This is a genomic window from Pseudomonas maumuensis (genome assembly GCF_019139675.1).
Taxonomy (GTDB): Bacteria; Pseudomonadota; Gammaproteobacteria; order Pseudomonadales; family Pseudomonadaceae; genus Aquipseudomonas; species Aquipseudomonas maumuensis.
On the sequence record NZ_CP077077.1, the window covers coordinates 5,219,794 to 5,246,434 of the forward strand.

General features: G+C 65.1%; 32 protein-coding genes. 25 read left to right on the forward strand and 7 right to left on the reverse strand.

The genetic code is table 11. The features are described 5' to 3' along the window. Positions 1-5: 5 nt before the first annotated feature. The 4 genes from KSS90_RS23300 to pilG form a co-directional block, all read right to left on the reverse strand. Entirely contained in the window at positions 6-2,030 is a 2,025-nt protein-coding gene (locus KSS90_RS23300) for a methyl-accepting chemotaxis protein (RefSeq protein WP_217869846.1), read from the reverse strand. Positions 2,031-2,093: 63 nt separating this feature from the next. Further along, complete coding sequence (locus KSS90_RS23305; RefSeq protein WP_046853926.1) at positions 2,094-2,648, reverse strand: chemotaxis protein CheW; 555 nt, start codon at positions 2,646-2,648, stop codon at positions 2,094-2,096. Then, positions 2,645-3,010: a twitching motility response regulator PilH gene (gene pilH / locus KSS90_RS23310; RefSeq protein ID WP_217867447.1), complete on the reverse strand. Its 366-nt coding sequence runs from the start codon at positions 3,008-3,010 to the stop codon at positions 2,645-2,647. The genes KSS90_RS23305 and pilH overlap by 4 nt, the downstream gene beginning before the upstream one ends. Before the next feature lie 47 nt (positions 3,011-3,057). After that, a complete protein-coding gene (pilG, locus tag KSS90_RS23315) occupies positions 3,058-3,459 on the reverse strand; it encodes a twitching motility response regulator PilG (protein ID WP_102682258.1) in 402 nt (133 codons plus the stop codon). Between the two features lie 179 nt (positions 3,460-3,638). Here pilG and gshB point away from each other — a divergent pair, with 179 nt between their 5' ends. The 16 genes from gshB (at position 3,639) to KSS90_RS23395 (ending at position 18,760) form a co-directional block, all read left to right on the forward strand. Next, positions 3,639-4,592 (forward strand): glutathione synthase, encoded by a 954-nt coding sequence (gshB, locus tag KSS90_RS23320; RefSeq protein ID WP_217867448.1) that lies wholly within the window; start codon positions 3,639-3,641, stop codon positions 4,590-4,592. A gap of 91 nt (positions 4,593-4,683) precedes the next feature. After that, positions 4,684-5,583, forward strand: a complete 900-nt coding sequence (locus KSS90_RS23325) for an energy transducer TonB (protein WP_217867449.1) — start codon at positions 4,684-4,686, stop codon at positions 5,581-5,583. An 82-nt stretch (positions 5,584-5,665) separates the two neighbouring features. After that, positions 5,666-6,643: an ankyrin repeat domain-containing protein gene (locus tag KSS90_RS23330; protein ID WP_217867450.1), complete on the forward strand. Its 978-nt coding sequence runs from the start codon at positions 5,666-5,668 to the stop codon at positions 6,641-6,643. Beyond that, complete coding sequence (locus KSS90_RS23335) at positions 6,640-6,786, forward strand: hypothetical protein (protein ID WP_217867451.1); 147 nt, start codon at positions 6,640-6,642, stop codon at positions 6,784-6,786. The genes KSS90_RS23330 and KSS90_RS23335 overlap by 4 nt, the downstream gene beginning before the upstream one ends. A gap of 70 nt (positions 6,787-6,856) precedes the next feature. Continuing rightward, a complete protein-coding gene (locus KSS90_RS23340; protein ID WP_102682234.1) occupies positions 6,857-7,426 on the forward strand; it encodes a YqgE/AlgH family protein in 570 nt (189 codons plus the stop codon). Then, positions 7,426-7,851: a Holliday junction resolvase RuvX gene (ruvX, locus tag KSS90_RS23345; protein ID WP_028688357.1), complete on the forward strand. Its 426-nt coding sequence runs from the start codon at positions 7,426-7,428 to the stop codon at positions 7,849-7,851. Before KSS90_RS23340 ends, ruvX begins: the two co-directional genes overlap by 1 nt. A 51-nt stretch (positions 7,852-7,902) precedes the next feature. Beyond that, positions 7,903-8,421 carry a bifunctional pyr operon transcriptional regulator/uracil phosphoribosyltransferase PyrR gene (gene pyrR / locus KSS90_RS23350; RefSeq protein WP_217867452.1) on the forward strand — a complete coding sequence of 173 codons (519 nt, stop codon included), beginning with the start codon at positions 7,903-7,905 and terminating at the stop codon, positions 8,419-8,421. Between the two features lie 12 nt (positions 8,422-8,433). Continuing rightward, positions 8,434-9,438 (forward strand): aspartate carbamoyltransferase catalytic subunit, encoded by a 1,005-nt coding sequence (locus KSS90_RS23355; protein WP_102682236.1) that lies wholly within the window; start codon positions 8,434-8,436, stop codon positions 9,436-9,438. Further along, on the forward strand, positions 9,435-10,706 hold the full coding sequence (locus tag KSS90_RS23360) for a dihydroorotase (RefSeq protein ID WP_217867453.1): 1,272 nt from the start codon (positions 9,435-9,437) through the stop codon (positions 10,704-10,706). The genes KSS90_RS23355 and KSS90_RS23360 overlap by 4 nt, the downstream gene beginning before the upstream one ends. Before the next feature lie 211 nt (positions 10,707-10,917). Then, positions 10,918-11,448 (forward strand): ATP-dependent protease subunit HslV, encoded by a 531-nt coding sequence (hslV, locus tag KSS90_RS23365; protein WP_011536056.1) that lies wholly within the window; start codon positions 10,918-10,920, stop codon positions 11,446-11,448. A 74-nt stretch (positions 11,449-11,522) separates the two neighbouring features. Continuing rightward, positions 11,523-12,866, forward strand: coding sequence for an ATP-dependent protease ATPase subunit HslU (gene hslU / locus KSS90_RS23370; protein WP_217867454.1), 1,344 nt, complete (start codon positions 11,523-11,525; stop codon positions 12,864-12,866). Between the two features lie 158 nt (positions 12,867-13,024). Next, a complete protein-coding gene (locus tag KSS90_RS23375; RefSeq protein ID WP_011536058.1) occupies positions 13,025-13,402 on the forward strand; it encodes a gamma-butyrobetaine hydroxylase family protein in 378 nt (125 codons plus the stop codon). A 335-nt stretch (positions 13,403-13,737) separates the two neighbouring features. Next, the gene (phaC, locus tag KSS90_RS23380; RefSeq protein ID WP_217867455.1) at positions 13,738-15,417 is read left to right on the forward strand and encodes a class II poly(R)-hydroxyalkanoic acid synthase; all 1,680 of its coding nucleotides are present in this window, start codon (positions 13,738-13,740) and stop codon (positions 15,415-15,417) included. Positions 15,418-15,481: 64 nt separating this feature from the next. Beyond that, on the forward strand, positions 15,482-16,333 hold the full coding sequence (gene phaZ / locus KSS90_RS23385) for a poly(3-hydroxyalkanoate) depolymerase (RefSeq protein ID WP_028688364.1): 852 nt from the start codon (positions 15,482-15,484) through the stop codon (positions 16,331-16,333). 125 nt (positions 16,334-16,458) lie between these two features. Continuing rightward, complete coding sequence (gene phaC / locus KSS90_RS23390; protein ID WP_217867456.1) at positions 16,459-18,141, forward strand: class II poly(R)-hydroxyalkanoic acid synthase; 1,683 nt, start codon at positions 16,459-16,461, stop codon at positions 18,139-18,141. A gap of 4 nt (positions 18,142-18,145) precedes the next feature. Beyond that, a complete protein-coding gene (locus KSS90_RS23395; protein WP_046853913.1) occupies positions 18,146-18,760 on the forward strand; it encodes a TetR/AcrR family transcriptional regulator in 615 nt (204 codons plus the stop codon). 85 nt (positions 18,761-18,845) lie between these two features. Here the strand turns inward: KSS90_RS23395 and KSS90_RS23400 are convergent, their stop codons facing one another. From KSS90_RS23400 to KSS90_RS23410, 3 genes are all read right to left on the reverse strand, one after another. Further along, positions 18,846-19,577 carry a phasin family protein gene (locus tag KSS90_RS23400; RefSeq protein WP_217867457.1) on the reverse strand — a complete coding sequence of 244 codons (732 nt, stop codon included), beginning with the start codon at positions 19,575-19,577 and terminating at the stop codon, positions 18,846-18,848. A gap of 10 nt (positions 19,578-19,587) precedes the next feature. Further along, the gene (locus tag KSS90_RS23405) at positions 19,588-20,010 is read right to left on the reverse strand and encodes a phasin family protein (protein ID WP_023632554.1); all 423 of its coding nucleotides are present in this window, start codon (positions 20,008-20,010) and stop codon (positions 19,588-19,590) included. Positions 20,011-20,173: 163 nt separating this feature from the next. Beyond that, entirely contained in the window at positions 20,174-20,449 is a 276-nt protein-coding gene (locus tag KSS90_RS23410; protein WP_217867458.1) for a polyhydroxyalkanoic acid system family protein, read from the reverse strand. A gap of 125 nt (positions 20,450-20,574) precedes the next feature. Here KSS90_RS23410 and ubiE point away from each other — a divergent pair, with 125 nt between their 5' ends. From ubiE to KSS90_RS23455, 9 genes are all read left to right on the forward strand, one after another. Continuing rightward, entirely contained in the window at positions 20,575-21,345 is a 771-nt protein-coding gene (ubiE, locus tag KSS90_RS23415; RefSeq protein ID WP_023632556.1) for a bifunctional demethylmenaquinone methyltransferase/2-methoxy-6-polyprenyl-1,4-benzoquinol methylase UbiE, read from the forward strand. Beyond that, the gene (locus KSS90_RS23420; RefSeq protein WP_217867459.1) at positions 21,345-21,968 is read left to right on the forward strand and encodes a ubiquinone biosynthesis accessory factor UbiJ; all 624 of its coding nucleotides are present in this window, start codon (positions 21,345-21,347) and stop codon (positions 21,966-21,968) included. Before ubiE ends, KSS90_RS23420 begins: the two co-directional genes overlap by 1 nt. Beyond that, complete coding sequence (ubiB, locus tag KSS90_RS23425) at positions 21,965-23,578, forward strand: ubiquinone biosynthesis regulatory protein kinase UbiB (protein WP_038706931.1); 1,614 nt, start codon at positions 21,965-21,967, stop codon at positions 23,576-23,578. Before KSS90_RS23420 ends, ubiB begins: the two co-directional genes overlap by 4 nt. A 73-nt stretch (positions 23,579-23,651) precedes the next feature. Beyond that, positions 23,652-24,044: a phosphoribosyl-AMP cyclohydrolase gene (hisI, locus tag KSS90_RS23430; RefSeq protein ID WP_023632585.1), complete on the forward strand. Its 393-nt coding sequence runs from the start codon at positions 23,652-23,654 to the stop codon at positions 24,042-24,044. Between the two features lies 1 nt (position 24,045). Next, a complete protein-coding gene (locus tag KSS90_RS23435; protein ID WP_217867460.1) occupies positions 24,046-24,381 on the forward strand; it encodes a phosphoribosyl-ATP diphosphatase in 336 nt (111 codons plus the stop codon). A 77-nt stretch (positions 24,382-24,458) separates the two neighbouring features. Continuing rightward, positions 24,459-24,731, forward strand: coding sequence for a twin-arginine translocase TatA/TatE family subunit (locus KSS90_RS23440; protein ID WP_217867461.1), 273 nt, complete (start codon positions 24,459-24,461; stop codon positions 24,729-24,731). 3 nt (positions 24,732-24,734) lie between these two features. Continuing rightward, complete coding sequence (gene tatB / locus KSS90_RS23445) at positions 24,735-25,100, forward strand: Sec-independent protein translocase protein TatB (protein WP_217867462.1); 366 nt, start codon at positions 24,735-24,737, stop codon at positions 25,098-25,100. Then, complete coding sequence (gene tatC / locus KSS90_RS23450; RefSeq protein ID WP_023632588.1) at positions 25,097-25,888, forward strand: twin-arginine translocase subunit TatC; 792 nt, start codon at positions 25,097-25,099, stop codon at positions 25,886-25,888. Before tatB ends, tatC begins: the two co-directional genes overlap by 4 nt. Continuing rightward, positions 25,885-26,592: a 16S rRNA (uracil(1498)-N(3))-methyltransferase gene (locus tag KSS90_RS23455; protein ID WP_217867463.1), complete on the forward strand. Its 708-nt coding sequence runs from the start codon at positions 25,885-25,887 to the stop codon at positions 26,590-26,592. The genes tatC and KSS90_RS23455 overlap by 4 nt, the downstream gene beginning before the upstream one ends. The last annotated feature ends 49 nt before the right edge of the window (positions 26,593-26,641 follow it).

The following is a 26,641-nucleotide window of genomic DNA, read 5'->3' on the forward strand; positions in this document are numbered from 1 at the left end:
CCCACTCACGACCGCTCCACCGGCTTGGGCAGGGTGAAACCGGATACCGAACGGCGCATCTCGCTGGCCATGCGTGCCAGGTGGCGGATGCTGTCGGCCGTTGCGCCGGAACCGGCGGAGGTCTGCGCGGTGATCTGCTGGATCACTGCCATGGTGTGGGAAATCTGCCCGGCAGAAGAGGTCTGTAACTGAGCAGCATCGGAGATGCTGTGAATAAGGTCGGCCATCGTCTGCGATACGCCTTCGATCTCTGCCAGGGCCACGCCGGCGTCCTGGGCCAGGCGCGCGCCGCGCACCACTTCGGCGGTGGTCTGCTCCATGGAGATCACCGCCTCGTTGGTGTCGGCCTGGATGGTGCGCACCAACGCCTCGATCTGCCGGGTTGCCGAGGACGAGCGCTCGGCCAGGCGCTGCACTTCGTCGGCGACCACGGCAAAGCCGCGGCCGGCCTCACCGGCGAGGGATGCCTGGATGGCCGCGTTGAGGGCGAGGATGTTGGTCTGCTCGGCAATGTCATCGATCAGGCTGACGATATCGCCGATCTCCTGGGAGGACTCACCCAGGCGCTTGATCCGCTTGGCGGTGTCCTGGATCTGTTCGCGGATGTTGTCCATGCCGTGGATGGTGTTATGCACCACCTCGTTGCCTTTGTTGGCGATGGCCACCGAGCGCTCGGCCACCTTGGCCGATTCATAGGCATGCGCGGAAACCCGGTCGATCGACTCGACCATGTCGCCCACCGCCTCTGATGCCTCGCTGATCTGCTCGGCCTGGTGCTCGGAAGCCTTGGCCAGTTGGCGGGCAGTGTTCTGGGTGTCCTGCACGGCAGCGGCGACCTGCTCGGCACTGTGGTTGATGGTGGCCACCAGGTCGCGCAGTTGGTCTACCGAGAAGTTGATCGAATCGGCGATGGCCCCGGTGAAGTCCTCCGTCACCGAGACGGTGACGGTCAGGTCGCCATCGGCCAGTTCCTCGATCTCGTCGAGCAGGCGCATGATCGCCTGCTGGTTGCGCTCGTTCTTCTCGGCAGTCTCGCGGAGCTGGCGGTGGGTGGCGCGTACCATCACCAGGCCGATGAGGATGATCGAGGCCAGTGCCAGCAGGCCGAGCACGTAGCCGCCGACGGTGTCGAGGGTACGCCCGCCGGCCAGGTTCTCGAAGCCGTTGGCCAGGTGCGAGGCCTCGTCGAGCAAGGTCTGCGACAGGCTGAAGATGTTGCCGGCGGCCTCGCGTACGCGGAACAGCTCGGGCGAAGTCTCAAGGATTTCGTCCACCGAGCCCGAGACGAACTGGAACAGTTCGGCGATCTCGGCCAGGCGCGCCCGGGCATCGGCGTCTTCGACGCGGGTGACCTGGATTGCCGGGTTGCCGGCGAGCATGCCCTCAAGCACCTGGCCGAAACGGCTGGCGTCACGGCCGAAGGCATCGGCGGCCTGCACCGAGGTGTCGTCACCGGCGAGCACGGTGTTGACCGAGCCGAGAATACGCTCGGCCAACAGCAACTGGCGCTGGGCCACGGCCACTTGGTTGGCCGGTGCGCCGTTCTGCAGCAGGATTTCCACCACTTTCTCGTACTCGACCTGTAACTGCGGAACAGTCTCGGCCAGGGTGGCCGCAACCTGATGCAGCGACAGCACGGTCTGTTCACTGGCAAGAATGGTGTCGGTGTTCTTGCGCAGGTTCTCCCAGTCCTGGCGCACTGCGTCCATTTCGTCGCGCACCGCCACGGGCGCGGCGGGCAGGCCGGTGGTCTTGTCCCCTTCGCGCAGGTAGCTCCAGCGCCGCTCGAAGTCGTTGCGCGCATCGCTGAGCAACCTGAAGGCCAACGTCTTGCCCGCCGCCGCCTCGGTGGCGTTCTTGGCGATGCGCTGGGACAGCACGCGCAGCTCGCCGGCATGGCCGATGTACTGCTTATCGTGGTTGGCCTGGGTGTTGAGGTAGGCGAAGTTGGCGAACAACAGGACGATCGACAGGATCAGCACCACGAACAGCACGGTGATCTGCGCGGTGCTGCGCGGACGTTGGGCCACGGCGGCAGGCGAGACGCCGGCTACGGCTACGGTGGGTCCTGGCTTGTTCACGTCGAAAGTCCTCTACAACGCCACATCGAGAAAGCCCGGCGCCTGGGCCAGGGCGAACGGGCTGAAGATCGCCCAATTGCGTTCACGGGGGAAATGCCCCTGCACGAAGGGTGCCGCCGCACGGATCAACGGTTGCGGCGGTGACAGCTCGAGGCTGCTCAGGGCGAAGTGCTGCAGGCCGACCACTTCGTCCACCAGCAGCCCGGCGAACAGCTCTTCATGATCCAGCACCAGCACCCGCCGTTGCTTGCCCGCTGCAGCCGGGCCGAGGCCAAAGAATGCACACAGGTCCATCACCGGCAGCAGGCGCCCACGCAGGTTGGCCACCCCGCGTACCCAGGGCTGCACACCCGGCACCCGGCTACCACGGGGTTCGCGCAGCACTTCGGCGACTTCACCCATGGGTGCGACGAACCACTGTCCGGCAACACGAAAGCCGATGCCGCTCCATTGTTGCAGGCGGATGTCCTGCGGTGGCTGGTCGGCCACCAGCAGGCGGCAGCGCCGGTCGATGTCCAGCAGCAACTCGAAGGCGGTCAGCGACGCGCCTTGGGGCCGGGTGGTCAAGCCTTGAGCACTTCTTTGAGCTTGGCGATCAGCGCGTCTTCTTCCACTGGTTTGGTCAGGAAGTCGCGGGCACCCTGGCGCTGGGCCCAGATCCGATCGGTTTCCTGGTCTTTGGTGGTGACCACGATCACCGGGATGGCGCTGGTTTCCGGATCCTTGCTCAACTGGCGGGTAGCCTGGAAACCGTTCATGCCGGGCATGACGATGTCCATCAGCACCGCATCGGGCTTCTCCTGGCGGGCCAGGGCCACGCCGTCGGCGCCGTTGTCGGCCTTGAGCACCCCATAGCCGTGCTTCTCCAGCCATTCGGTCAATCTGTACATCTCTGTCGGCGAGTCGTCGACAATCAGAACTCGGGCCATGCTGTTTCCCCATCAGGAAATAGAGACGCCGCCCTGCGTGGGCGGCGTCAGGGTGCGTGTGGATCCTGCGCGGCGAAACCGGGCACGCAGGCACGGATTGCGTCGAGCAGTTCTTCCTTGCTGAAAGGTTTGGTCAGGAACTGGTCGGAGCCGACCACCCGGCCGCGGGCCTTGTCGAACAGGCCGTCGCGCGAAGAGAGCAGGATCACCGGGGTGTCCTTGAACGCGCTGTTGTGCTTGATGATGGCGCAGGTCTGGTAGCCGTCGAGGCGCGGCATCAGCACGTCGACGAAGATGACCCGCGGTTTGTGGTCGACGATCTTGGCCAGGGCGTCGAAGCCGTCACTGGCGGTGATCACTTCGCAGCCTGCCTCGCCGAGCAACATCTGCGCGGTGCGGCGGATCGTGCGGGAATCGTCGATCACCATCACCTTCAGGGGTTGTTCCATAGTTGCGCTTCTGCCTGGAATTCGCCAAAAGGCCGTGCAGGCCATGTGCCTGGCCTTTTTAGCACACTCGCGAAGGCCATTCCATCCGCCCGCCCCTTGACCGTAGGCGCGCCCGGCGCCACCCTGAGCCACTTTTCTTTCGTGCCATGCGGCCAAGCGCCGCCAAGAGGAACTACCCCATGAGCGTTCGCCTCGGGATTGTCATGGACCCCATCGCGTCCATCTCCTACAAAAAGGACAGCTCGCTGGCCATGCTGCTGGCCGCCCAGGCCCGCGGCTGGAGCATGTTCTACATGGAGCAGCGCGACCTGTACCAGGGCCAGGGCAAGGCCCGCGCACGCATGCGCCCGCTCAAGGTTTTCGCCGACCCGGCCCGCTGGTTCGAACTGGGCGAGGAGCAGGACAATACCCTGGCCGAACTGGACGTGATCCTGATGCGCAAGGACCCGCCCTTCGACATGGAGTTCGTCTACAGCACCTACCTGCTGGAACAGGCCGAGGCCGAAGGCGTACTGGTGGTCAACCGCCCGCAGAGCCTGCGCGACTGCAACGAGAAGCTGTTCGCCACGCTGTTCCCACAATGCACACCCCCCACCCTGGTCAGCCGTCGCCCCGACATCATCCGCGAGTTCGCCGCCGAGCATGGCGATGTGATTCTCAAACCACTGGATGGCATGGGCGGCACTTCGATCTTCCGCCACCGGGTCGGCGACCCCAACCTGTCGGTGATCCTCGAGACCCTGACCGCACTCGGCGCCCAGCAGATCATGGCGCAGGCCTACCTGCCGGCGATCAAGGACGGCGACAAGCGCATCCTGATGATCGACGGCGAGCCGGTGGACTACTGCCTGGCGCGCATCCCGGCCAGCGGCGAGACCCGCGGCAACCTGGCCGCCGGCGGTCGCGGCGAAGCCCGCCCGCTGAGCGAGCGCGATCGCTGGATCGCCGCCCAGGTCGGCCCGACCTTGCGTGAAAAGGGCCTGCTGTTCGTCGGCCTGGACGTGATCGGCGACTACCTCACCGAAATCAACGTCACCAGCCCGACCTGCATCCGCGAGATCGACGCCGCCTTCAACACCAATATCGGCGGGCAATTGATGGACGCCATTGATCGCAAGCTTCAGGCGCGCTGACCGAGGACACGTGGCAACGCCGCACAGTGGGGTATGATGCCGGTCCTTTTCGACTGAGCTGCTGCCCCGCTTAGCGGTTGCTGGATACCCGATGACGCTCCCCGCCGACATCCCGCCCGACCTGCTGCCACCCCGCGTCCGCCCGGTGGACCGGCTCGGCTTTACCCTGTTCCTGGCCGCCCTGGTACACCTGGCGCTGATCCTGGGTGTGGGATTCACCGTGGTCAAACCGGCCGAGATCCGCCACGCCATGGACATCACCCTGGCCACCTTCAAGAGCGAGAAAGCGCCCGAGAAGGCCGATTTCCAGGCCCAGGACAACCAACAGGGCAGCGGCACCCTGGACAAGAAGGCGGTGCCCAAGACCACCGAGGTCGCGCCGTTCCAGGACAGCAAGATCAACAAGATCACCCCGCCCCCGGCGGCGAAGCCGCAAACGCCCCCGGCACCAGCCAAGTCCGTGGTCGCCACCCAGGCACCGAAACCGCAGAAAGTCGAGCCCAAGCCAAAGGAAAGCAAGCCGCAGCCCAAGCCTGAGGCCAAGGTGCCGGACTTCGACAGCTCGCAGCTGTCCAGTCAGATCGCCAGCCTCGAGGCCGAGCTGTCCCATGAACAACAGCTGTACGCCAAGCGTCCGCGCATCCACCGCCTGAACGCCGCCTCGACCCTGCGCGACAAGGGCGCCTGGTACAAGGAAGAGTGGCGCAAGAAGGTCGAGCGCATCGGCAACCTCAACTACCCCGAAGAGGCTCGACGCCAGCAGATGTATGGCAGCCTGCGGATGATGGTGTCGATCAACCGCGATGGCTCGCTGTACGAAGTGCTGGTGCTGGAGTCCTCCGGCCAGCCGGTGCTGGACCAGGCCGCCCAACGCATCGTGCGCCTGGCGGCGCCGTTCGCGCCGTTCACCGGCGACCTCGCGGAGTTCGACCGCCTGGAAATCATCCGCACCTGGCGCTTTGCCCGTGGGGACCGCCTGCAGAGCAACTGATATCAGGGCTTACCTGATGGCAAAACAATAGCCACTCTGTAATCATGCGCGCCTTTGGATCCAACAGAGAAAGGACTCTTCCATGGCACGCTCCCCCTTCGCCCGCAATACCGCTGCCTTTGTCTTCGCCCTAGGCGCCTTCGCACTGCCAGCCGTGGCGTGCGCCGATGCCGCCGCCCTGACGCAGAAACTGGTCGACGAAGTGGGCGAATACCACTACGACGAAACTCCGCAGCGCCTGGCCGCCATCAAGGCCCTGCTCGACCAGGGCGCCGATCCTGATGGCCAACCGGTTTTCCTGGCAGCCTCCTACAAGGCGACCGCACCTTTCGAGCTGTTCCTGCCGAAAGTGAACGTCAATGCCCCCGTTCAGGAAAACGGCGAAACCCTGCTGCTGCTGACCCTCAACCAGGCTGAGCAGCCGGCCTCCAAGGCCGACCTGAGCATGGTCAAGGCACTGATCGCGGCAAAAGCCAATGTGAACGTGCAGGCCCAGGAAGACACGGCGTCGCCCCTCAACACCGCTGCGGAAAAGGGCTCGCCAGAGCTGGTCAAACTGCTGTTGAGCGCCGGCGCCGATGCCAAGGCCACCCTGGCCAACGACTTCACGCCTCTGACCGGCAAAGCAGCCTCGAACCTGGAGGTGATCAAGCTGCTGGTCGAGGCCGGCGCCAACCCCTACCAGGTGACCGGCGCTGGTTCCACCCCGCTGCACTTCGTCTGCCAGCGCCCCTACGAACTCAATGGCCAGCCGGACCCACAGGCGAACCAGCGCATCGCACTGCTGCTGAAGAAGGGCAGCTCCATCGATGCCATTCACGAGCAGCAAGGCACCTTCCCGGTCGGTACGCCGCTCAAGGAAGCGCTGCTGAGCAACAACCCCGACTGCATCGCCGCCCTCATCAAGGCCGGCGCCAGCACCCAGGCCCCGGTGTACCCGACGAGCTACCTGACACAGAACCCGACCGCCAGACAACAGACGATCCAGGCCTACGTGTTGTCCCAGGCCGACGCCGAGCCGGACCTGTATCCCGCCGAAGTCGTCAAGCTGTTCAAGTGATTTCCCCAGGCACGGCGCATTCGCCGACCTACATGAAGAACTTCCCGGATACCGAGCAAGAAACGGTCAGGCAGTACATCCTGTCCGCTGCAACGGAACCCCGCAGCCTGTACTCGCCCGAAGTGGTGAAGCTGTTCCAGTAACCCGCCGTGCCGCTGACAAGGTGACCCTGGCACCTTGTCAGTCTCGCCACCTGGCGCCACACTAGCGCTCATGAAGACCCTCGCCCCCAGCTACCTCAAGCACCAGTTCCTGATCGCCATGCCGCACATGGCCGATCCGAACTTTGCCCAGACCCTCACCTACATCGTCGAGCACAATGCCCACGGCGCCATGGGCCTGGTGGTCAACCGACCGCAGGAGCTGAACCTGGCCGACATCCTCGAGCAGTTGCGCCCGGACGACGAGCCGCCCGCCAGCACCCTGCACATCCCGATCTACCAGGGCGGCCCGGTGCAGACCGACCGCGGTTTCGTGCTGCACAGCAACGACCGCAGCTACCAGGCCACGGTCGAGCTGGAGGGCCTTTCGCTCTCCACCTCCCAGGACGTGCTGTTCGCCATCGCCGCTGGCGACGGTCCGCGCAAGAGCCTGATCACCCTGGGCTACGCGGGCTGGGAAGCCGGCCAGCTGGAGGCCGAGCTTGCCGACAACGCCTGGCTCAACTGCCCCTTCGACCCCGAGATCATCTTCGGCATGGCCAGCGATATGCGCCTGGGCGCCGCCGCCGCCAGCCTGGGGATCAACCTCAGCCTGCTGACCAGCCAGGCGGGCCACGCCTGATGGCCGAACTGCGCTTGCTGCTTGGCTTCGACTATGGCACCCGGCAGATCGGCGTGGCCGTCGGCCAGGTGATCACCGGCCAAGCCCGTGAACTGTGTACGCTCAAGGCGCAGAACGGCGTGCCGGACTGGAACCAGGTCGAGAAGCTGATCAAGGAATGGAAACCCGACGCCATCGTCGTCGGCCTGCCGCTGAACATGGACGGCACGCCCAGCGAGATGAGCGAGCGTGCCGAGAAATTCGCCCGGCGCCTGCACGGCCGCTACAACCTGCCGGTACACACCCACGACGAACGCCTGACCACCTTCGAAGCCAAGGGCGAGCAGATGGCCCGAGGCGGTCGCCACGGCAGCTACCGCGACAACCCGGTCGATGCCATCGCCGCCGCCCTGCTGCTGCAAGGCTGGCTGGAGGCCAACACTTAAATCCGCTTTGCCGCCGGGCCTATCCGGCGCCCGCCTTCCGAGGAGCACGCAATGAGCCTACCCAATCCCGCCGACCTGATCCGGCAGATGGCCGTCGACCTTCGCGCCCACCTGGCCCGCCGCGCCATCGCCGAGCCACGCTTCATCGGTATCCGCACCGGCGGCGTGTGGGTGGCCCAGGCGCTGCAGACCGAGCTCGGCGACCAGAGCCCGCTGGGCACCCTGGACGTCTCCTTCTACCGTGACGACTTCAGCCAGAACGGCCTGCACCCGCAGGTGCGCCCCTCGGAACTGCCTTTCGAGATCGAAGGCCAGCACCTGGTGCTGGTAGACGACGTACTGATGAGCGGGCGTACCATCCGCGCTGCCCTCAACGAGCTGTTCGACTACGGCCGCCCGGCCAGCGTGACGCTGGTGTGCCTGCTCGACCTGGATGCCGGCGAACTGCCGATCCGCCCGAATGTGCTTGGTGCCACGCTGTCCCTGGCCGCCCATGAACGGGTAAAATTGACCGGACCCACGCCGCTCGCCCTCGAGCGCCAGGACCTCGCTCCCGCATCCGCCCTTTAAGAGTCCCCCGCGATGACGCCATTCGACGCCAAGCGCCCGCTGCAGCTCAATGATCAGGGCCAGCTGCGCCACTTCCTCTCGCTCGACGGTTTGCCCCGCGAACTGCTCACCGAGATTCTCGACACCGCCGACTCGTTCCTCGAAGTCGGCGCCCGGGCCGTGAAGAAAGTCCCGTTGCTGCGCGGCAAGACCGTGTGCAACGTGTTCTTCGAAAACTCCACCCGGACCCGCACCACCTTCGAACTGGCCGCCCAACGACTGTCGGCCGATGTGATCAGCCTGAACGTGTCGACCTCCTCGACCAGCAAGGGCGAGACCCTGTTCGACACCCTGCGCAATCTGGAGGCCATGGCCGCCGACATGTTCGTCGTGCGCCACTCCGATTCCGGTGCCGCCCACTTCATCGCCGAGCACGTGTGCCCGGACGTGGCCGTGATCAACGGCGGTGACGGTCGCCACGCCCACCCGACCCAGGGCATGCTCGACATGCTGACCATCCGTCGGCACAAGGGCAGCTTCGAGAACCTGTCGGTGGCTATCGTCGGCGACATCCTGCACTCACGTGTAGCCCGTTCCGACATGCTCGCGCTCAAGGCCCTGGGCTGCCCGGACATCCGCGTGATCGGCCCGAAGACACTGATCCCGATCGGTATCGAGCAGTACGGCGTGAAGGTCTACACCGACCTCGCCGAAGGCCTCAAGGACGTCGACGTGGTGATCATGCTGCGCCTGCAGCGTGAGCGCATGGCCGGTGGCCTGCTGCCCAGCGAGGGCGAGTTCTACCGCCTGTTCGGCCTGACCACCGCGCGCCTGGCCGGCGCCAAGCCCGACGCCATCGTCATGCATCCGGGCCCGATCAACCGCGGCGTGGAGATCGAGTCGGCGGTGGCCGACGGCCAGCATTCGGTGATCCTCAACCAGGTCACCTACGGCATCGCCGTGCGTATGGCAGTGCTGTCCATGGCCATGAGCGGGCAGAACGCGCAACGTCAATTCGAGCAGGAGAACGCCCAGTGACCCTAAGCATCATCGGCGCCCGGGTCATCGACCCTGCCAGCGGCCTGGACAGCATCACCGACCTGCACCTCGATGGCGGGCGCATTGCCGCCATCGGCGCGGCGCCAGCCGGCTTCAGCGCCAGCCGTACGATCCAGGCCGATGGCCTGGTCGCCGCCCCAGGCCTGGTCGACCTCGGCGTCTCCCTGCGTGAGCCGGGCTACAGCCGCAAGGGCAACATCGCCAGCGAAACCCGCGCCGCGGTCGCCGGCGGCGTCACCAGCCTGTGCTGCCCGCCGCAGACCAAGCCGGTACTGGACACCTCGGCGGTCGCCGAGCTGATCCTCGACCGCGCCCGCGAAGCCGCCAACAGCAAGGTCTACCCGATCGGCGCCCTGACCAAGGGCCTGGAAGGCGAACAACTGGCCGAACTGGTGGCCCTGCGCGACACTGGCTGCGTGGCCTTCGGCAACGGCCTGAAAGAGATCCCCAACAACCGCACCCTGGCGCGCGCCCTGGAATACGCCGCCACCTTCGACCTGACCGTGGTGTTCCACTCCCAGGACCGCGACCTGGCCCAGGGCGGCCTCGCCCACGAGGGCCCGATGGCCAGCTTCCTCGGCCTGCCGGGCATCCCTGAAACTGCCGAAACCGTTGCCCTGGCCCGTAACCTGCTGTTGGTCGAGCAGACTGGCGTGCGCGCCCACTTCACCCAGATCACCAGCGCCCGTGGCGCCCGGCTGATCGCCCAGGCCCAGCAGCTGGGGTTGCCGGTCACCGCCGACGTGGCGCTGTACCAGCTGATCCTCACCGACGAGGCCCTGCGCGACTTCTCCAGCCTGTACCACGTGCAGCCGCCACTGCGCACCGCCGCCGACCGCGACGGCCTGCGCGAGGCGGTGAAGTCCGGGGTGATCCAGGCGATCTCCAGCCACCACCAGCCCCATGAACGCGATGCCAAGCTGGCGCCGTTCGGCGCCACCGAGCCAGGCATCAGCAGCGTCGAGCTGTTGCTGCCACTGGCCATGACCCTGGTCGAGGATGGCCTGCTCGACCTGCCGACCCTGTTGGCGCGCCTGAGCAGCGGCCCGGCCAAGGCCATGCGCCTGCCGGCCGGCGAGCTGAAAGTCGGCGCCGCCGCCGATCTGGTGCTGTTCGACCCGAAAGCCTCGACCGTGGCCGGCGAAAACTGGTTCTCCCGCGGCGAGAACTGCCCGTTCATCGGCCACTGCCTGCCGGGTGCGGTGCGTTACACGTTGGTCGATGGGCATATCTGCCACGAGGCCTGAGTAGGCCTTCCTGGCCCCATCGCCGGCAAGCCGGCTCCCACAGGAAACCACTGAGCTCATGCCTGTGGTACTCCTGTGGGAGCCGGCTTGCCGGCGATGAGGCCGGAGCTGGCAACATCAACCATTCATCCCCCTCGGTTGAAATCCTTCCTCCCTCCCCCCATATGAGTCTGCATCAGGCATTTTCGCCCCGCTGCGTGGAGACTCTCCCTTGACTACCATCGTTTCTGTCCGCCGTAACGGCAAAGTCGTCATGGGCGGCGACGGCCAGGTTTCCCTCGGCAATACCGTGATGAAAGGCAACGCCAAGAAAGTCCGGCGCCTGTACAACGGCCAGGTCATCGCCGGTTTTGCCGGTGCCACCGCCGATGCCTTCACCCTGTTCGAGCGCTTCGAAGCCCAGCTGCAGAAACACTCCGGCCACCTCGTGCGCGCCGCCGTCGAGCTGGCCAAGGAATGGCGTACCGACCGCTCGCTGAGCCGCCTGGAAGCGATGCTGGCCGTGGCCAACAAGGACGCATCCCTGATCATCACCGGCAACGGCGACGTGGTCGAACCCGAGGACGGCCTGATCGCCATGGGTTCCGGCGGTGGCTATGCCCAAGCCGCGGCCCGCGCCCTGCTGAACAAGACCGACCTGTCGGCCCGCGAGATCACCGAGGCCGCCCTGAACATCGCCGGCGACATCTGCGTGTTCACCAACCACAACCTGACCATCGAGGAGCAGGACCTGGCCGAGTGAATCAGTTGTTTTGGCGTCCCGCCCACCGCGGGACTTTTCCACACTGATCACGCTGCTTGAGGACCCCATACATCATGTCCATGACCCCACGCGAAATCGTCCACGAACTCAACCGCCACATCATCGGCCAGGACGACGCCAAGCGCGCCGTCGCCATTGCCCTGCGCAACCGCTGGCGGCGCATGCAGCTCCCCGCCGAGCTGCGTGCCGAAGTGACCCCCAAGAACATCCTGATGATCGGCCCCACCGGCGTGGGCAAGACCGAAATCGCCCGCCGCCTGGCCAAGCTGGCCAATGCGCCGTTCATCAAGGTCGAGGCGACCAAGTTCACCGAGGTCGGCTACGTTGGCCGTGACGTCGAGTCGATCATCCGCGACCTGGCCGACGCCGCGCTGAAGATGCTGCGCGAGCAGGAGATCGTCCGCGTGCGCCATCGCGCCGAGGACGCCGCCGAGGACCGTATTCTCGATGCTCTGTTGCCCCAGGCCCGGGTCAGCAGCTTCAGCGAGGAAGCCCAGCAGAGCAGCAGCGACTCCAACACCCGCCAGCTGTTCCGCAAGCGCCTGCGCGAAGGCCAGCTGGACGACAAGGAAATCGAGATCGAAGTCGCCGAGAACATGGGCGTCGAAATCGCCGCGCCGCCCGGCATGGAAGAGATGACCAACCAGCTGCAGAGCCTGTTCGCCAACATGGGCAAGGGCAAGCGCAAGGCGCGCAAGCTCAAGGTCAAGGACGCGCTGAAGATGGTCCGCGACGAAGAAGCCGGCCGCCTGGTCAATGAGGAAGAGCTCAAGGCCAAGGCCCTGGAAGCGGTCGAGCAGCACGGTATCGTGTTCATCGACGAAATCGACAAGGTTGCCAAGCGTGGCAACGTTGGCGGCGCCGATGTCTCCCGTGAAGGCGTGCAGCGCGACCTGCTGCCGCTGATCGAAGGCTGCACCGTCAATACCAAGCTGGGCATGGTCAAGACCGACCACATCCTGTTCATCGCCTCCGGCGCGTTCCACCTGAGCAAGCCGAGCGACCTGGTGCCCGAGCTGCAAGGCCGCCTGCCGATCCGCGTCGAGCTCAAGGCGCTGACCCCGGAAGACTTCGAGCGCATCCTCAAGGAGCCGCACGCCTCGCTGACCGAGCAGTACAGCGCCCTGCTCAAGACCGAGGGCCTGAACATCGAGTTCGCCGACGAGGGCCTCAAGCGCCTGGCCGAGATTGCCTTCCAGGTCAACGAGAAGACCGAGAACATCGGTGCCCGCCGCCTGCACACGCTGCTCGAGCGCCTGCTCGAAGAGGTGTCGTTCAGCGCCGGCGACCTGGCCAGCGCCCACGACGAAACGCCGATCCACATCGACGCCGCCTACGTCAACAGCCACCTGGGTGAGCTGGCACAGAACGAAGACCTCTCGCGTTACATCCTGTAAGACCGCACGGGGCCGCTGCGCGGCCCATCGCCGGCAAGCCGGCTCCCACATCGACCATTGTGGGAGCCGGCTTGCCGGCGATGGCTGCAAAGCAGCCCCCTTGCACAATGGCCAAAATCACTCGAAGCTGATTGCCTGATGCCTAGAGAGAGCCCCCAATGGCCCGCCTGCCCACCGCGATCAATCTGCACAAAGCCTCCAAGACCCTCACCCTCACCTATGCCCCCGGCGAGGTCTACCACCTGCCCGCCGAGTTCCTGCGGGTACACTCGCCTTCCGCTGAAGTCCAGGGCCACGGCAATCCCATCCTGCAGTTCGGCAAGATCAACGTCGGCCTCAGCGGTCTGGAACCGGCCGGTCAATATGCACTGAAACTGACCTTCGACGACGGCCATGACTCAGGATTGTTCACCTGGGAATACCTCGAGCAGCTGTGCCTGCGCCAGGAGCAGCTATGGGCCGAGTATCTTGACGAATTGCACAAGGCCGGCAAATCCCGCGACCCGTCCGAATCGGTGGTGAAATTGATGCTCTAGCTCAAGCCCCGCAAGCTTTAGAGCGCATTTTCTAATCTCATCTGCTTGAATGCCTGGATGACCGCCAAAGATTGGCTGTCTTGCGCATTACACGAAAGTCGGGTAACCAATGGAGCTGGCAAGTTCCCTGCATCGCCTCCGGGCAGGCAGGGCCAGGCCGGTATGTAGAGGTCGCGAGCGAAAGCAGGTTGTCTTCACACGCAGAAACCCCCGCAGCTCATCATCGGCACGCATCCGGTCGCAGCACCGCTGTTCCTTATCACTGGTCACCCGAGTAGCAGTACCGGGCTGTCACAGCACACCGGTACTCGTCTCAGGACAACGGAGCGTCGTAGATGAGTAACAAGAACAACGATGAGTTGCAGCGGCAGGCCTCGGAAAACACCCTGGGGCTCAACCCGGTCATCGGCATTCGCCGCAAGGATCTACTTACATCGGCGCGCACGGTGTTGCGTCAGGCCGTACGCCAACCCTTGCACAGCGCCAAGCACGTGGCGCATTTCGGCCTGGAACTGAAGAACGTGCTGCTGGGCAAGTCGGCCCTGCAGCCAGAGGGCGACGACCGCCGCTTCGTCGACCCGGCGTGGAGCAAGAACCCCCTGTATCGCCGTTATCTGCAGACGTACCTGGCCTGGCGCAAGGAGCTCAACGACTGGATCGGCGAAAGCGACTTGTCGCCGCAGGACATCAGCCGCGGGCAGTTCGTCATCAACCTGGTGACCGAGGCCATGGCCCCCACCAACACCCTCTCCAACCCGGCTGCAGTCAAACGCTTCTTCGAGACCGGCGGCAAGAGCCTGCTCGACGGGCTGTCCAACCTGGCCAAGGACATCGTCAACAACGGCGGCATGCCCAGCCAGGTGAACATGGAGGCCTTCGAGGTCGGCAAGAACCTCGGCACCAGCGAAGGCGCGGTGGTGTACCGCAATGATGTACTGGAACTGATCCAGTACAGCCCCATCACCGAGCAGGTGCATAGCCGCCCGCTGCTGGTGGTGCCGCCGCAGATCAACAAGTTCTACGTCTTCGACCTGAGCCCGGAAAAGAGCCTGGCGCGCTTCTGCCTGCGCTCGCAGCAGCAGACCTTCATCGTCAGCTGGCGCAACCCGACCAAGGCCCAGCGCGAGTGGGGCCTGTCCACCTACATCGACGCACTCAAGGAAGCCGTCGACGCGGTGCTGGCAATCACCGGCAGCAAGGACCTGAACATGCTCGGCGCCTGCTCCGGCGGCATCACTTGCACCGCACTGGTGGGCCACTACGCCGCCCTCGGCGAGAAGAAGGTCAATGCCCTCACCCTGCTGGTGAGCGTGCTCGACACCACCGTCGACACCCAGGTGGCGCTGTTCGTCGACGAACAGACCCTGGAAGCGGCCAAGCGTCACTCCTACCAGTCCGGCGTGCTCGAAGGCAGCGATATGGCCAAGGTGTTCGCCTGGATGCGCCCCAACGATCTGATCTGGAACTACTGGGTCAACAACTACCTGCTCGGCAACGAGCCGCCGGTGTTCGACATCCTATTCTGGAACAACGACACCACCCGGCTGCCGGCCGCCTTCCACGGCGACCTGATCGAGATGTTCAAGAACAATCCGCTGACCCGCTCCAACGCCCTCGAGGTGTGCGGCACCGCCATCGACCTGAAGCAGGTCGACTGCGACATCTACAGCGTTGCCGGCACCGCCGACCACATCACGCCCTGGCAGTCGTGCTACCGCTCGGCGCACCTGTTCGGCGGCAAGATCGAGTTCGTGCTGTCCAACAGTGGCCATATCCAGAGCATTCTCAACCCACCGGGCAACCCCAAGGCGCGCTTCATGACCGGCGAGGATCGCCCGGACGACCCGGTGGCGTGGCAGGACAACGCGGTCAAGCATGCCGACTCCTGGTGGCTGCACTGGCAGGCCTGGCTGGGTGAGCGCGCCGGTGAACTCAAGAAAGCGCCTACGCGCCTGGGTAACCGCGCCTATACCGCGGGCGAGGCTGCGCCGGGAACATACGTGCACGAGCGTTGAGCCGAACCGCCGCGATGCGCCTGGTGGCGCAGCGCGGCGCTCCTTTCACCACAGAGTCACGCGCATGCCGCAACCGTACATCTTCAGGACCGTCGAGCTGGACGACCAGTCCATCCGCACTGCGGTCCGCCCGGGCAAGCCACACCTGACGCCGCTGCTGATATTCAACGGCATCGGCGCCAACCTCGAGCTGGTGTTTCCATTTATCGAGGCCCTGGACCCGGACCTGGAGGTCATCGCCTTCGACGTGCCCGGGGTGGGCGGCTCGTCCACGCCTCGCCATCCCTACCGTTTTCCCGGCCTGGCCAAGCTAACCGCAAGGATGCTCGACTACCTGGACTACGGCCAGGTCAATGTCATCGGCGTGTCCTGGGGCGGCGCCCTGGCCCAGCAGTTCGCCCACGACTACCCCGAGCGCTGTAAGAAACTGGTGCTGGCCGCCACCGCCGCAGGCGCGGTGATGGTGCCCGGCAAGCCCAAGGTGTTGTGGATGATGGCCAGCCCACGGCGCTACGTGCAGCCCTCCCATGTGATCCGCATCGCGCCGCTTATCTATGGTGGCGGCTTTCGCCGGGATCCGGAGCTGGCCATGCACCATGCCTCGAAGGTACGTTCGGGCGGCAAGCTGGGCTACTACTGGCAACTGTTCGCCGGCCTTGGCTGGACCAGCATCCACTGGCTGCACAAGATCCACCAGCCCACCCTGGTGCTGGCCGGCGACGACGACCCGCTGATCCCGCTGATCAACATGCGCCTGCTGGCCTGGCGGATTCCCAATGCCCAGCTACACATAATCGATGATGGCCACCTGTTCCTGATCACCCGGGCCGAGGCCGTCGCCCCGATCATCATGAAATTCCTCGAGCAAGAACGCCAACGCGCGGTCATGCACCCTCGGCCAGCGGCACGGGGGTAGGAAGGCTTTTTATTGCGTCAGCACGGGCCTTTGCGGGCACCCCAGGCAGGTGATGCGAACCTGCAGGGCTGGCTTTACCCGCATCAAGGCCAACGCGGAAATGGATCTGACGAAGGAGTGTTGGCATGAAGGACAAACCGGCCAGAGGATCGACACCGGTCCCCGCCACGAGCATGAACGTGCAGAACGCCATCACCGGCCTGCGCGGTCGCGACCTGTTCTCGACCCTGCGCCAGGTCGGCCGGATCGGCCTGCGCAATCCACTGCACACCGCGCATCACCTGCTGAGCCTGGGCGGCCAGTTGGGGCGCGTGCTGATCGGCGACAGCACCTACCAACCCCACCCGCGGGACGCCCGCTTCAGCGACCCGACCTGGAGCCAGAACCCGTTCTACCGCCGCGGCCTGCAGGCCTACCTCGCCTGGCAGAAGCAGACGCGCCTGTGGATCGAGGAAAGCAGCCTGGCCGACGACGATCGGGCCCGGGCGCAGTTTCTGTTCAACCTGGTCAGCGACGCCTTCGCGCCCAGCAATTCATTGCTCAACCCGCTGGCGGTCAAGGAACTGTTCAACACCGGCGGCCTGAGCCTTCTGCGCGGTGTCAGCCACCTGCTCGACGACCTGCGCCACAACGACGGCCTACCACGGCAGGTGGACGAACGGGCCTTCGAGGTTGGCGGCAACCTGGCGGCCACACCGGGCGCAGTGGTGTTTCGCAACGAGCTGCTGGAGTTGATCCAGTACAAGCCCATGAGCGAGAAACAGTACGCCCGACCGCTGCTGGTGGTGCCGCCGCAGATCAACAAGTTCTACATCTTCGACCTGGGCCCGACCAACAGCTTCGTCCAGTACATGCTCAAGCAGGGCCTGCAGGTGTTCATGGTCAGCTGGCGCAACCCCGACCCACGCCACCGCGAGTGGGGCCTATCCAGCTATGTGCAGGCCCTGGAAGAGGCGCTCAACGCTTGCCGTAGCATCAGCGGCAGCCGCGACCCCAACCTGATGGGCGCCTGTGCCGGCGGCCTGACCATGGCCGCGCTGCAAGGCCACCTGCAGGCGAAGAAGCAGCTGCGCAAGGTGCGCAGTGCCACCTACCTGGTGAGCCTGCTCGACAGCCAGTTCGACAGCCCCGCCAGCCTGTTCGCCGACGAGCAGACCATCGAGGCGGCCAAGCGCCGCTCCTACCAGCGCGGCGTACTCGACGGCGGCGAGGTGGCACGGATCTTCGCCTGGATGCGCCCCAACGACCTGATCTGGAACTATTGGGTCAACAACTACCTGATGGGCAAGACGCCGCCGGCCTTCGACATCCTGTACTGGAACGCCGACAGCACGCGCCTGCCGGCTGCGCTGCACGGCGACCTGCTGGATTTCTTCAAGCTCAACCCGCTGACCTTCCCCGAAGGCCTGGAGGTGTGCGGCACACCTATCGACCTCACCCAGGTCGGGTTGGACAGCTTCACCGTGGCCGGCAGCAACGACCACATCACCCCCTGGGACGCGGTGTACCGCTCGGCCCTGCTGCTCGGCGGCGACCGCCGCTTCATCCTGGCCAACAGCGGCCATATCCAGAGCATCATCAACCCGCCTGGCAACCCCAAGGCCTACTACCTGGAAAACCCCAAGCTCTCCAGCGACCCGCGGGCCTGGTTCCACGACGCCCAACGCCGCGACGGCAGCTGGTGGCCCCTGTGGCTGGAATGGATAGAGCAGCGCTCCGGCACGCTCAGGACGCCACGCGACGAGCTGGGCAACAGCACTTATCCACCGCTGGGCCCCGCGCCCGGCAGCTACGTACTGGCACGCTGATCGGATGAAGACCCGCGACCGTATCCTCGAATGTGCCTTGCAGCTGTTCAATCGCCAGGGCGAACCCAACGTCTCGACCCTGGAAATCGCCAACGAACTAGGGATCAGCCCAGGCAACCTGTACTACCACTTCCACGGCAAGGAGCCGTTGGTGATCGGCCTGTTCGAACGCTTCGAAGAGCAACTGATGCCGCTGCTCGACCCGCCGCTGGACGTACGCCTGGACGCCGAGGACTACTGGCTGTTCCTGCACCTGATCGTCGAGCGCATGGCCCAGTACCGCTTCCTGTTCCAGGACCTGTCCAACCTGACCGGGCGCCTGCCCAAGCTGGCGCGGGGCATGCGCAGCCTGATCAACGCCCTCAAGCGCACCCTGGCCGCGTTGCTGGCAAGTCTCAAGGGCCAGGGCCAGGTGACCAGCGAGACCCAGGCACTGGGGCAGTTGGTGGAACAGATCACCCTGACTCTGATGTGCTCGCTTGATTATCAGCGCGTGCTTGGCCGCGAGGGCGATGTCGGCGTGGTGGTGTACCAGGTGATGATGCTGGTGGCGCCGCACCTGCAGGCCCCGGCGCGCATGGCGGCGGAGCAGTTGGCAATGAGGTATCTGGAAGGCTGAAACGATCGCGGGGCAAGCCCGCTGCCACGAGCCCTATGCAGGCTTCGTGGCAGCGGCCTTGCCCCGCGATGAGTGCGACCCGGTATCAGGCCTGGGTGGCCGCGTTCACCGGTGCCGACGGGGTGCTGCTGGCCGGCGCCGCGCTCGGTGCCGGGGCTGCGGTGGCGGCAGGCGCCGGTGCGGCGGGCTTGGCTGCCGCAGGTTTGGCCGGTGCCGCTTTCTTCACGGCCGGCTTTTTCGCCGCAGCCGGCTTGGCCGCAGGTTTTGCCGCTGCAGGCTTGGCTGCAGGCTTGGCGGCTGCGGTTTTCGCCGCAGGTTTTGCCGCAGCGGTCTTGGCCGCAGGCTTGGCGGCCGCCTTGGCCAATGGCTTGGCGGCCGTCTTGCTGGCGCTGGCCTTGGAGATCGGCGTGACCGAGGCACCGGTCAGTTTCTCGATCTGCTTGGTCAGCGAATCGACCTGCTGGTGCAGGGCCTTGATCTCATTGCGGCTGGGCACGCCCAGGCGCGAGATGGCGCTGTTCAGACGCTTGTCGAAGGCTTCCTCCAGCTCGCTCCACTTGCCCAGCGCACGATCCTTCACGCCCGACACTCGCGAGTTGGTCGACGACTTGGCGCTTTCGGCCACGTCTTCGGCGGTTTTCTTCGCCTGCTTCTCGGCTTTCTCGCCGTCCTTCACCAGCGAATCGAACAGCTTCGGACCATCCTGGTCGACCTTGGAGTAGATACCCAGGCCAGCTAACCAGATCTTGCGGGAGTACTTCTCGATTCCGCCGATCCAGGAGCTGCCTTCTTTCTCGGTGTTCTTCTTGCCAGCCATCCTGCTCTCCTTATGGTTTGTGCGCGACGCGCTCGAGCAGCTCGTGCAGCTGTTCAAGCTTGATGGACAACGCCTCAACGTCATGTTTAGACGGAATGCCGAGGCGATTCAAGGCGCGACCGACACGGGCGTCGAAGGCACGTTCGATTTTGTCCAGCTGCGCTTCGACCCGACCCGGTACGCGGGTGACTTCCTGGGTGGCTTCGTCGATCTGGGTATTGGCGGCTTCGACAGCCTTGTCGAGGCGTTTCTTGCCACGCTTCTCGACGCCTTCGCCGGCTTTCACCAGCTCCTTGAAATAGTCGGAGCCTTCCTGGCCGACACGGGCGTAGGCACCGATGCCCGCCAGCCAGATCTTGCGCGCGTAGCCGCGCACCTCGCCCAGCGTGCTGCCTTGGGCGTCGTCTTTCTGCTTGAGATTCACTTTGGCCATGCTCTGCACCTCATGCTCATTTAAGGGAGGGAGGAACTGCCCGGGGTGGTAGGGCTTGAGCGTGAAGGTAGGCGGAAAAATTAGAATCCTCACCCTAAGGTGCGGTCACACGGTGTTTGCTGGGGAGCGGGGCAAGCCCGCACCCACGAGATTGCTACAAGCCTCAGGCCAGCGCCTTGTCCAGCGCCCGCTCGATCTCGCCCTTGATGGTGCCGCTCATCATCGCCAGCATCATGCCCAGCTTGAGCTCGACGCGGATGGTGTCCTCACCGATATGCACGCTGCCGTTGGCGCCGCTGCGTTTCACATCGACGCGATCACCGTTCCAGCTGGCCTTGAGGTCGTATTCGCGGGTCAGCTTGTCCACCAGCGCCTCGGCCTTGGCGCGGGCGGCTTCACGGCCGAGGGTGTGTTTGCGTTCGACGCTGATCTGGGTCATGCGGGTGATCCTGGGTATGAAGACATAATCGCCATTATGCCCGCCCCCTTTGCATGACACACCCCGCCAAGACAAATCCGCCCGTAGCCCCTAGAATGGCCGTAATTTTTTTCTGGTGAAGCGATATGACCGACCAGCGCAAAGGCGACCACGCCGAACCCACCACCCACTTCGGCTACCAGGACGTTCCCGAGAGCCAGAAGGCGAAGAAAGTCGCCGAGGTGTTCCACTCGGTGGCCGCCAAGTACGACCTGATGAACGACGTGCTGTCCGGCGGCATGCACCGCCTGTGGAAGCGCTTCACCATCGAGCTGTCCGGGGTGCGCAGCGGCAACCGCGTGCTGGACATCGCCGGTGGCACCGGCGATCTGGCCGCCAAGTTCTCGCGCCTGGTCGGCCCGACCGGGCAGGTGGTGCTGGCCGACATCAACGAATCGATGCTCAAGGTCGGCCGCGACCGCCTGCTCGACCGCGGTGTGTCGGGCAATATCGAATTCGTCCAGGCCGACGCTGAAAAGCTGCCGTTCCCGGACAACCACTTCGACTGCGTGACCATCGCTTTCGGCCTGCGCAACGTGACGCACAAGGATGCGGCCATCCGCTCCATGCTGCGCGTCCTCAAGCCCGGTGGCCGCCTGTTGATCCTGGAATTCTCCAAACCGACCAACAAGCTGATGTCCAAGGCCTACGACGCCTACTCGTTCGCCTTCATGCCGCTGGCCGGCAAGCTCATCACCAACGACTCGGAAAGCTACCGTTACCTGGCCGAATCGATCCGCATGCACCCCGACCAGGAAACGCTCAAGAGCATGATGGTCGAGGCCGGCTTCGACCGCGTCACCTACCACAACATGACCAGCGGCATCGTCGCCGTGCATCGGGGGATCAAGCCCTGATGCTCCTGGCCGGCCTGCTCGCCAGCGTCGAGCACGGGCTCAACCGTGTCCTGCGCCTGGACAGCACCGCCCTCCCGCGCTTGGCGGCGCTGGAAGGCAAGGTGATCGAGATCGACTGCGTGCAGCCGGCCCTGAAGCTGTTCGTGCTGCCCGACGAGGAAGGCCTGATGCTCGCCGCCCACTGGGAAAGCGAGGTCGACTGCACCCTGCGCGCCCCCGCCGGGCGCCTGGCGCAGCTGGCGCTGGCCAAAGACAAGACCGCGGTGCTGCACAGCCCGCAGGTCGAGCTGCATGGCGACAGCGCCGTGCTGCTCGACCTGTTCGGCATCCTGCAGGACCTGGAGCTGGACTGGGAACACGAGCTGCAGCGTTGGCTGGGGCCGGTCCCCACCGCACTGATCGCCGGCCACCTGCGCCTGCGCGCGCGCTGGACCCGCCAGGGCCTGGCCCGCTTCGGCGAGAATCTCTCCGAGTACCTGGCCGAGGAATCGCGTACCCTGGTCGGCAAACGCGAAGCCGAAGCGGCATTCAGCGAGCTCGATGCGCTGAAGGTCGATATCGAACGCATCGAGGCACGCCTGCGCCGCCTCGCCCACACTCTTGATACCAGCGATAACGCATGAAGCTGCTCGCCGTCCGCCGTCTGTTGCGCATCCAGCGCGTCGTGATCCGCTACCGCCTCGATGACCTGCTGTTCGAACAACCCCTGCTGCCCTGGTGGCTGGCCAGCCTGCGCCTGCTGATGCCCTGGCGCTGGTTGCCGCGCAAGCCCCTGGAGCTGAGCCGCGGCGCCCGCCTGCGTCTGGCGCTGCAGGACCTGGGGCCGATCTTCATCAAGTTCGGCCAGTTGCTCTCCACCCGCCGCGACCTGCTGCCCACCGACATCGCCGACGAGCTGATGCTGCTGCAGGACCGCGTGCCACCGTTCGACCCGCAGCACGCCGTGGCGCTGATCGAAGCACAACTCGGCGCCAAGGTAGGCGAGGTGTTCAGCCGTTTCGACGTTGAGCCGCTGGCCTCGGCTTCGGTGGCCCAGGTACACGCCGCACGCCTGAAGAGCGGCGAGGAAGTGGTGGTCAAGGTAGTGCGCCCGGGCCTGAAACCGGTCATCGCCCAGGACCTGGCCTGGCTGTTCCTGATCGCCAAGGCCGCCGAGCGCGCCTCGGCCGATGCCCGTCGCCTGCATCCGGTGGAAATCGTCGGCGACTACGAAAAGACCATCTACGACGAGCTCGACCTGCTGCGCGAGGCCGCCAACGCCAGCCAGCTGCGGCGCAACTTCGAAGGCTCCGAGCTGATGTACGTGCCCCAGGTCTACTGGGACTTCTGCCGGCCCAAGGTGCTGGTGATGGAGCGCATCTACGGCGTGCCGGTCACCGACATGGCGACGCTGGCCGACCAGCGCACCGACATGAAGATGCTGGCCGAGCGCGGCGTCGAGGTGTTCTTCACCCAGGTGTTCCGCGACAGTTTCTTCCACGCCGACATGCACCCGGGCAACATCTTCGTCAGCACGGTCAAGCCGTGGAGCCCGCAATACATCGCTATCGACTGCGGTATCGTCGGCAGCCTCACCGCCGAGGACCAGGACTACCTGGCCCGCAACCTGATTGCCTTCTTCAAGCGCGACTACCGCCGCGTGGCCCAGCTACACATCGATTCGGGCTGGGTACCGGCGCAGACCAAGGTCAACGAGTTCGAAGCGGCGATCCGCACGGTGTGCGAGCCGATCTTCGAAAAACCGCTCAAGGATATCTCCTTCGGCCAGGTGTTGATGCGCCTGTTCCAGACGGCCCGGCGCTTCAACATGGAAGTCCAGCCACAACTGGTGCTGCTGCAGAAGACCCTGCTCAATATCGAAGGCCTGGGTCGTCAGCTCTACCCCGACCTGGACCTGTGGAGCACCGCCAAGCCGTTTCTCGAACGCTGGATGCGCGAGCGCATGAGCCCGAAGGCGGTAATCGGCAACCTCTACAGCCAGGCCGAGCAACTACCGCACCTGGCCGACATGACCCGCGACCTGCTCGAACGGCTGTCGCAACCGCACCTGCACGACCCGCAACTGCCCGAACGGCGCCGCGCCGGCGATAACTGGGCGCTGCGCCTGCTTGGTGCCGGCCTGCTCGGCGGTGGCGCCACCCTGGCGGCCGGCGCGGTCAGCCTCAGCGCCCCGGCCGCCTGGCCCGCGTGGTTGATGCTGGCAGCGGGCCTGTACCTGATCGTGCGCCGATAGCCAGCCGCGCCGCTGGCTGGCACACTAGCGCACAGGGGCCCGGTACGGGAGCGGGCCCGGTTTGGAGTCGACGATGAAAGACTGGCTGGACGAGATCAAGTGGAACAGCGATGGCCTGGTACCGGCGATCGCCCAGGACCACAAGACCGGGCGCGTGCTGATGATGGCCTGGATGAACCGTGAATCCCTCGCCCTGACCGCCGCCGAGCATCGCGCCATCTATTGGTCGCGCTCGCGGGGCAAGCTGTGGCGCAAGGGCGAAGAGTCGGGCCATGTGCAGAAACTGCACGAAATGCGCCTGGACTGCGATGCCGACGTGATCATCCTGATGGTCGAGCAACTGGGCCATATCGCCTGCCATACCGGTCGCGAAAGCTGCTTCTATCGCGTGTTCGAAGACGGCCAGTGGAAAATCGTCGATCCGGTCCTCAAGGATCCGGACGCCATCTATAGCGCAGGGCATTGACATGAGCGACACGCTAGACCGCCTCGCCGAGGTGCTGGAAGAACGCAAGCACGCGGCGCCCGACAGCAGCTACGTGGCCAGCCTGCATCACAAGGGCCTGAACAAGATCCTCGAGAAGCTCGGCGAAGAGTCCATCGAGACCATCCTTGCCGCCAAGGATGCTGCCGTCAGCAAGGATTACAGCGATGTCATCTACGAAACCGCAGACCTGTGGTTTCATAGCCTGGTCATGCTCAGCGCGCTGGGCCAGCATCCCCAAACGGTGCTCGACGAACTGGAGCGCCGCTTCGGCCTTTCCGGCCATGACGAGAAGGCCGCCCGTCAGCCCCAGGCCTGACCGCACACATTTGTAGGAGCGGGCTAGCCCCGCAATAGCGCCGGCCCCGGCTGACATACATTTTTCAGGAGTACGAAATGGGTATTTTTGACTGGAAACACTGGATCGTCCTGCTGGTCGTCGTGGTGCTGGTGTTCGGCACCAAGAAACTGAAGAACTTCGGCAGCGACCTGGGCGAATCGATCAAGGGCTTCCGCAAGGCCATGAACGAAGAAGAAGCCAAGCCCGCCGAACCGACCCCGCCGCCGGCGCAACCGGTTCCGCCGGTGCAGAACACCGCCCAGCAGGCCCAGGGCCACACCATCGAGGGCCAGGCCCAGCCGGTCCAAGAGCCGCAGCGGAAAGACTGACCCATGTTCGGCATCAGTTTCAGCGAGCTGCTGCTCGTTGGCCTCGTCGCCCTGCTGGTGCTCGGCCCCGAGCGCCTGCCGGGTGCCGCGCGCACTGCCGGGCTATGGATCGGTCGCCTCAAGCACAGCTTCAACGCGATAAAGATGGAGGTCGAGCGCGAGATTGGCGCCGACGACATCCGCCGCCAGCTGCACAACGAGCACATACTGCAGATGGAGCAGGAGGCCAAGCGCATCCTCAATCCGCTGACGCCGCCCACACAGCCACCGGCAAACGCTGATACACCCGCCACGCCTGCCGACGCTGCGCCCGCGCAGCCGGCCGCAGCCCCACCCTCCGAACCGCCACAACCGCCGCGAGCCCCATGAGCGAGAATCCGGAAACCGACCAGCCGATGCCGCTGGTCTCGCACCTGACCGAGCTGCGCACCCGCCTGCTGCGCTGCGTCGCCGCCATCTTCCTGATCTTCGCCGGGCTATTCTCCTTCGCCCAGCAGATCTACACCCTGGTCTCGGCGCCACTGCGTGAGCACTTGCCGGCCAACGCGACAATGATCGCCACCGACGTGGCCTCGCCGTTCCTGACGCCGTTCAAGCTGACCATGATCGTTTCGCTGTTCCTGGCGATCCCGTTCATCCTCCAGCAGATCTGGGGTTTCATTGCCCCCGGCCTGTACCGCCATGAGAAGCGCATCGCCATCCCGCTGTTGGTGTCGAGCATCTTCCTGTTCTACGCCGGCATGGCCTTCGCCTATTTCCTGGTGTTCCCGCTGATCTTCGGCTTCTTCGCCAGCGCCACTCCCGAAGGCGTGTCGATGATGACCGACATCTCCAGCTACCTCGACTTCGTCATGACCCTGTTCTTCGCCTTCGGGGTCGCCTTCGAGATCCCGGTGGCGGTAGTGCTGCTGGTATGGATCGGCGTGGTCGACGTGCAGTACCTGAAGAAGATCCGCCCATACGTAATCATCGGCTGCTTCGTGGTCGGCATGATCCTCACCCCACCGGATATCTTCTCCCAGACCCTGCTGGCCGTGCCCATGTGGATGCTGTTCGAGGTCGGCGTGCTGTGCGGCAGCCTGATTCGCAAGCGCAGCCACGCGCATGAAGAAACCGGCAACGACCACAACGACCAGCCGCCTGCGACCCAACCGTGAACCTGTTGCTCCTTGAAGAGGCCGACTTCACGTCGGCCAACCGCGTTGTCCTGGCTGATCGCCGCTTCACCCACATGCAAGAGATCCACCGCGTGGCGGTGGGCGACAGCCTGCGCGTAGGCCGCGTCAACGGCCTGATGGGCAAGGCCGAGGTAGTGCGCCTCGAACATCACGAAGCTGAACTGCAGGTGGCCTTCGACCAGCCACCACCCGCCAAGCTGCCGCTGACACTGGTGCTGGCGGTGCCGCGTCCGAAGATGCTGCGTCGGCTGTTCCAGACGGTCGCCACCCTGGGCGTGCCACGGCTGATCCTGGTCAACAGCTACAAGGTCGAGAAAAGCTTCTGGCAGACGCCCTTCCTCAACCCCGAGAGCATTCGCGAGAACCTCATCCTTGGGCTCGAGCAGGCCCGCGACACCGTGCTGCCCGAGGTCATCATCGAAAAGCGCTTCAAACCGTTCGTCGAGGATCGCCTGCCCGCCATCGCCGCCGACACCCTTGGCCTGGTCGGCCACCCTGGCCCCTACCCCGCCTGCCCACGGGCTGTTGACGGCCCGGTGACCCTGGCGATCGGCCCGGAGGGTGGCTGGATCCCCTACGAAGTTGAGCTGCTGGCCAAGGCTGGCCTGACACCTGTGCAGTTGGGGGATAGGATCCTACGCGTGGAGACGGCCGTAACGGCCATGCTTTCGCGAATTTTCTGACAATCCAGTCAGCTTCTTCTCATCAAGTTTCCCCGCCGTGCGCCGATGC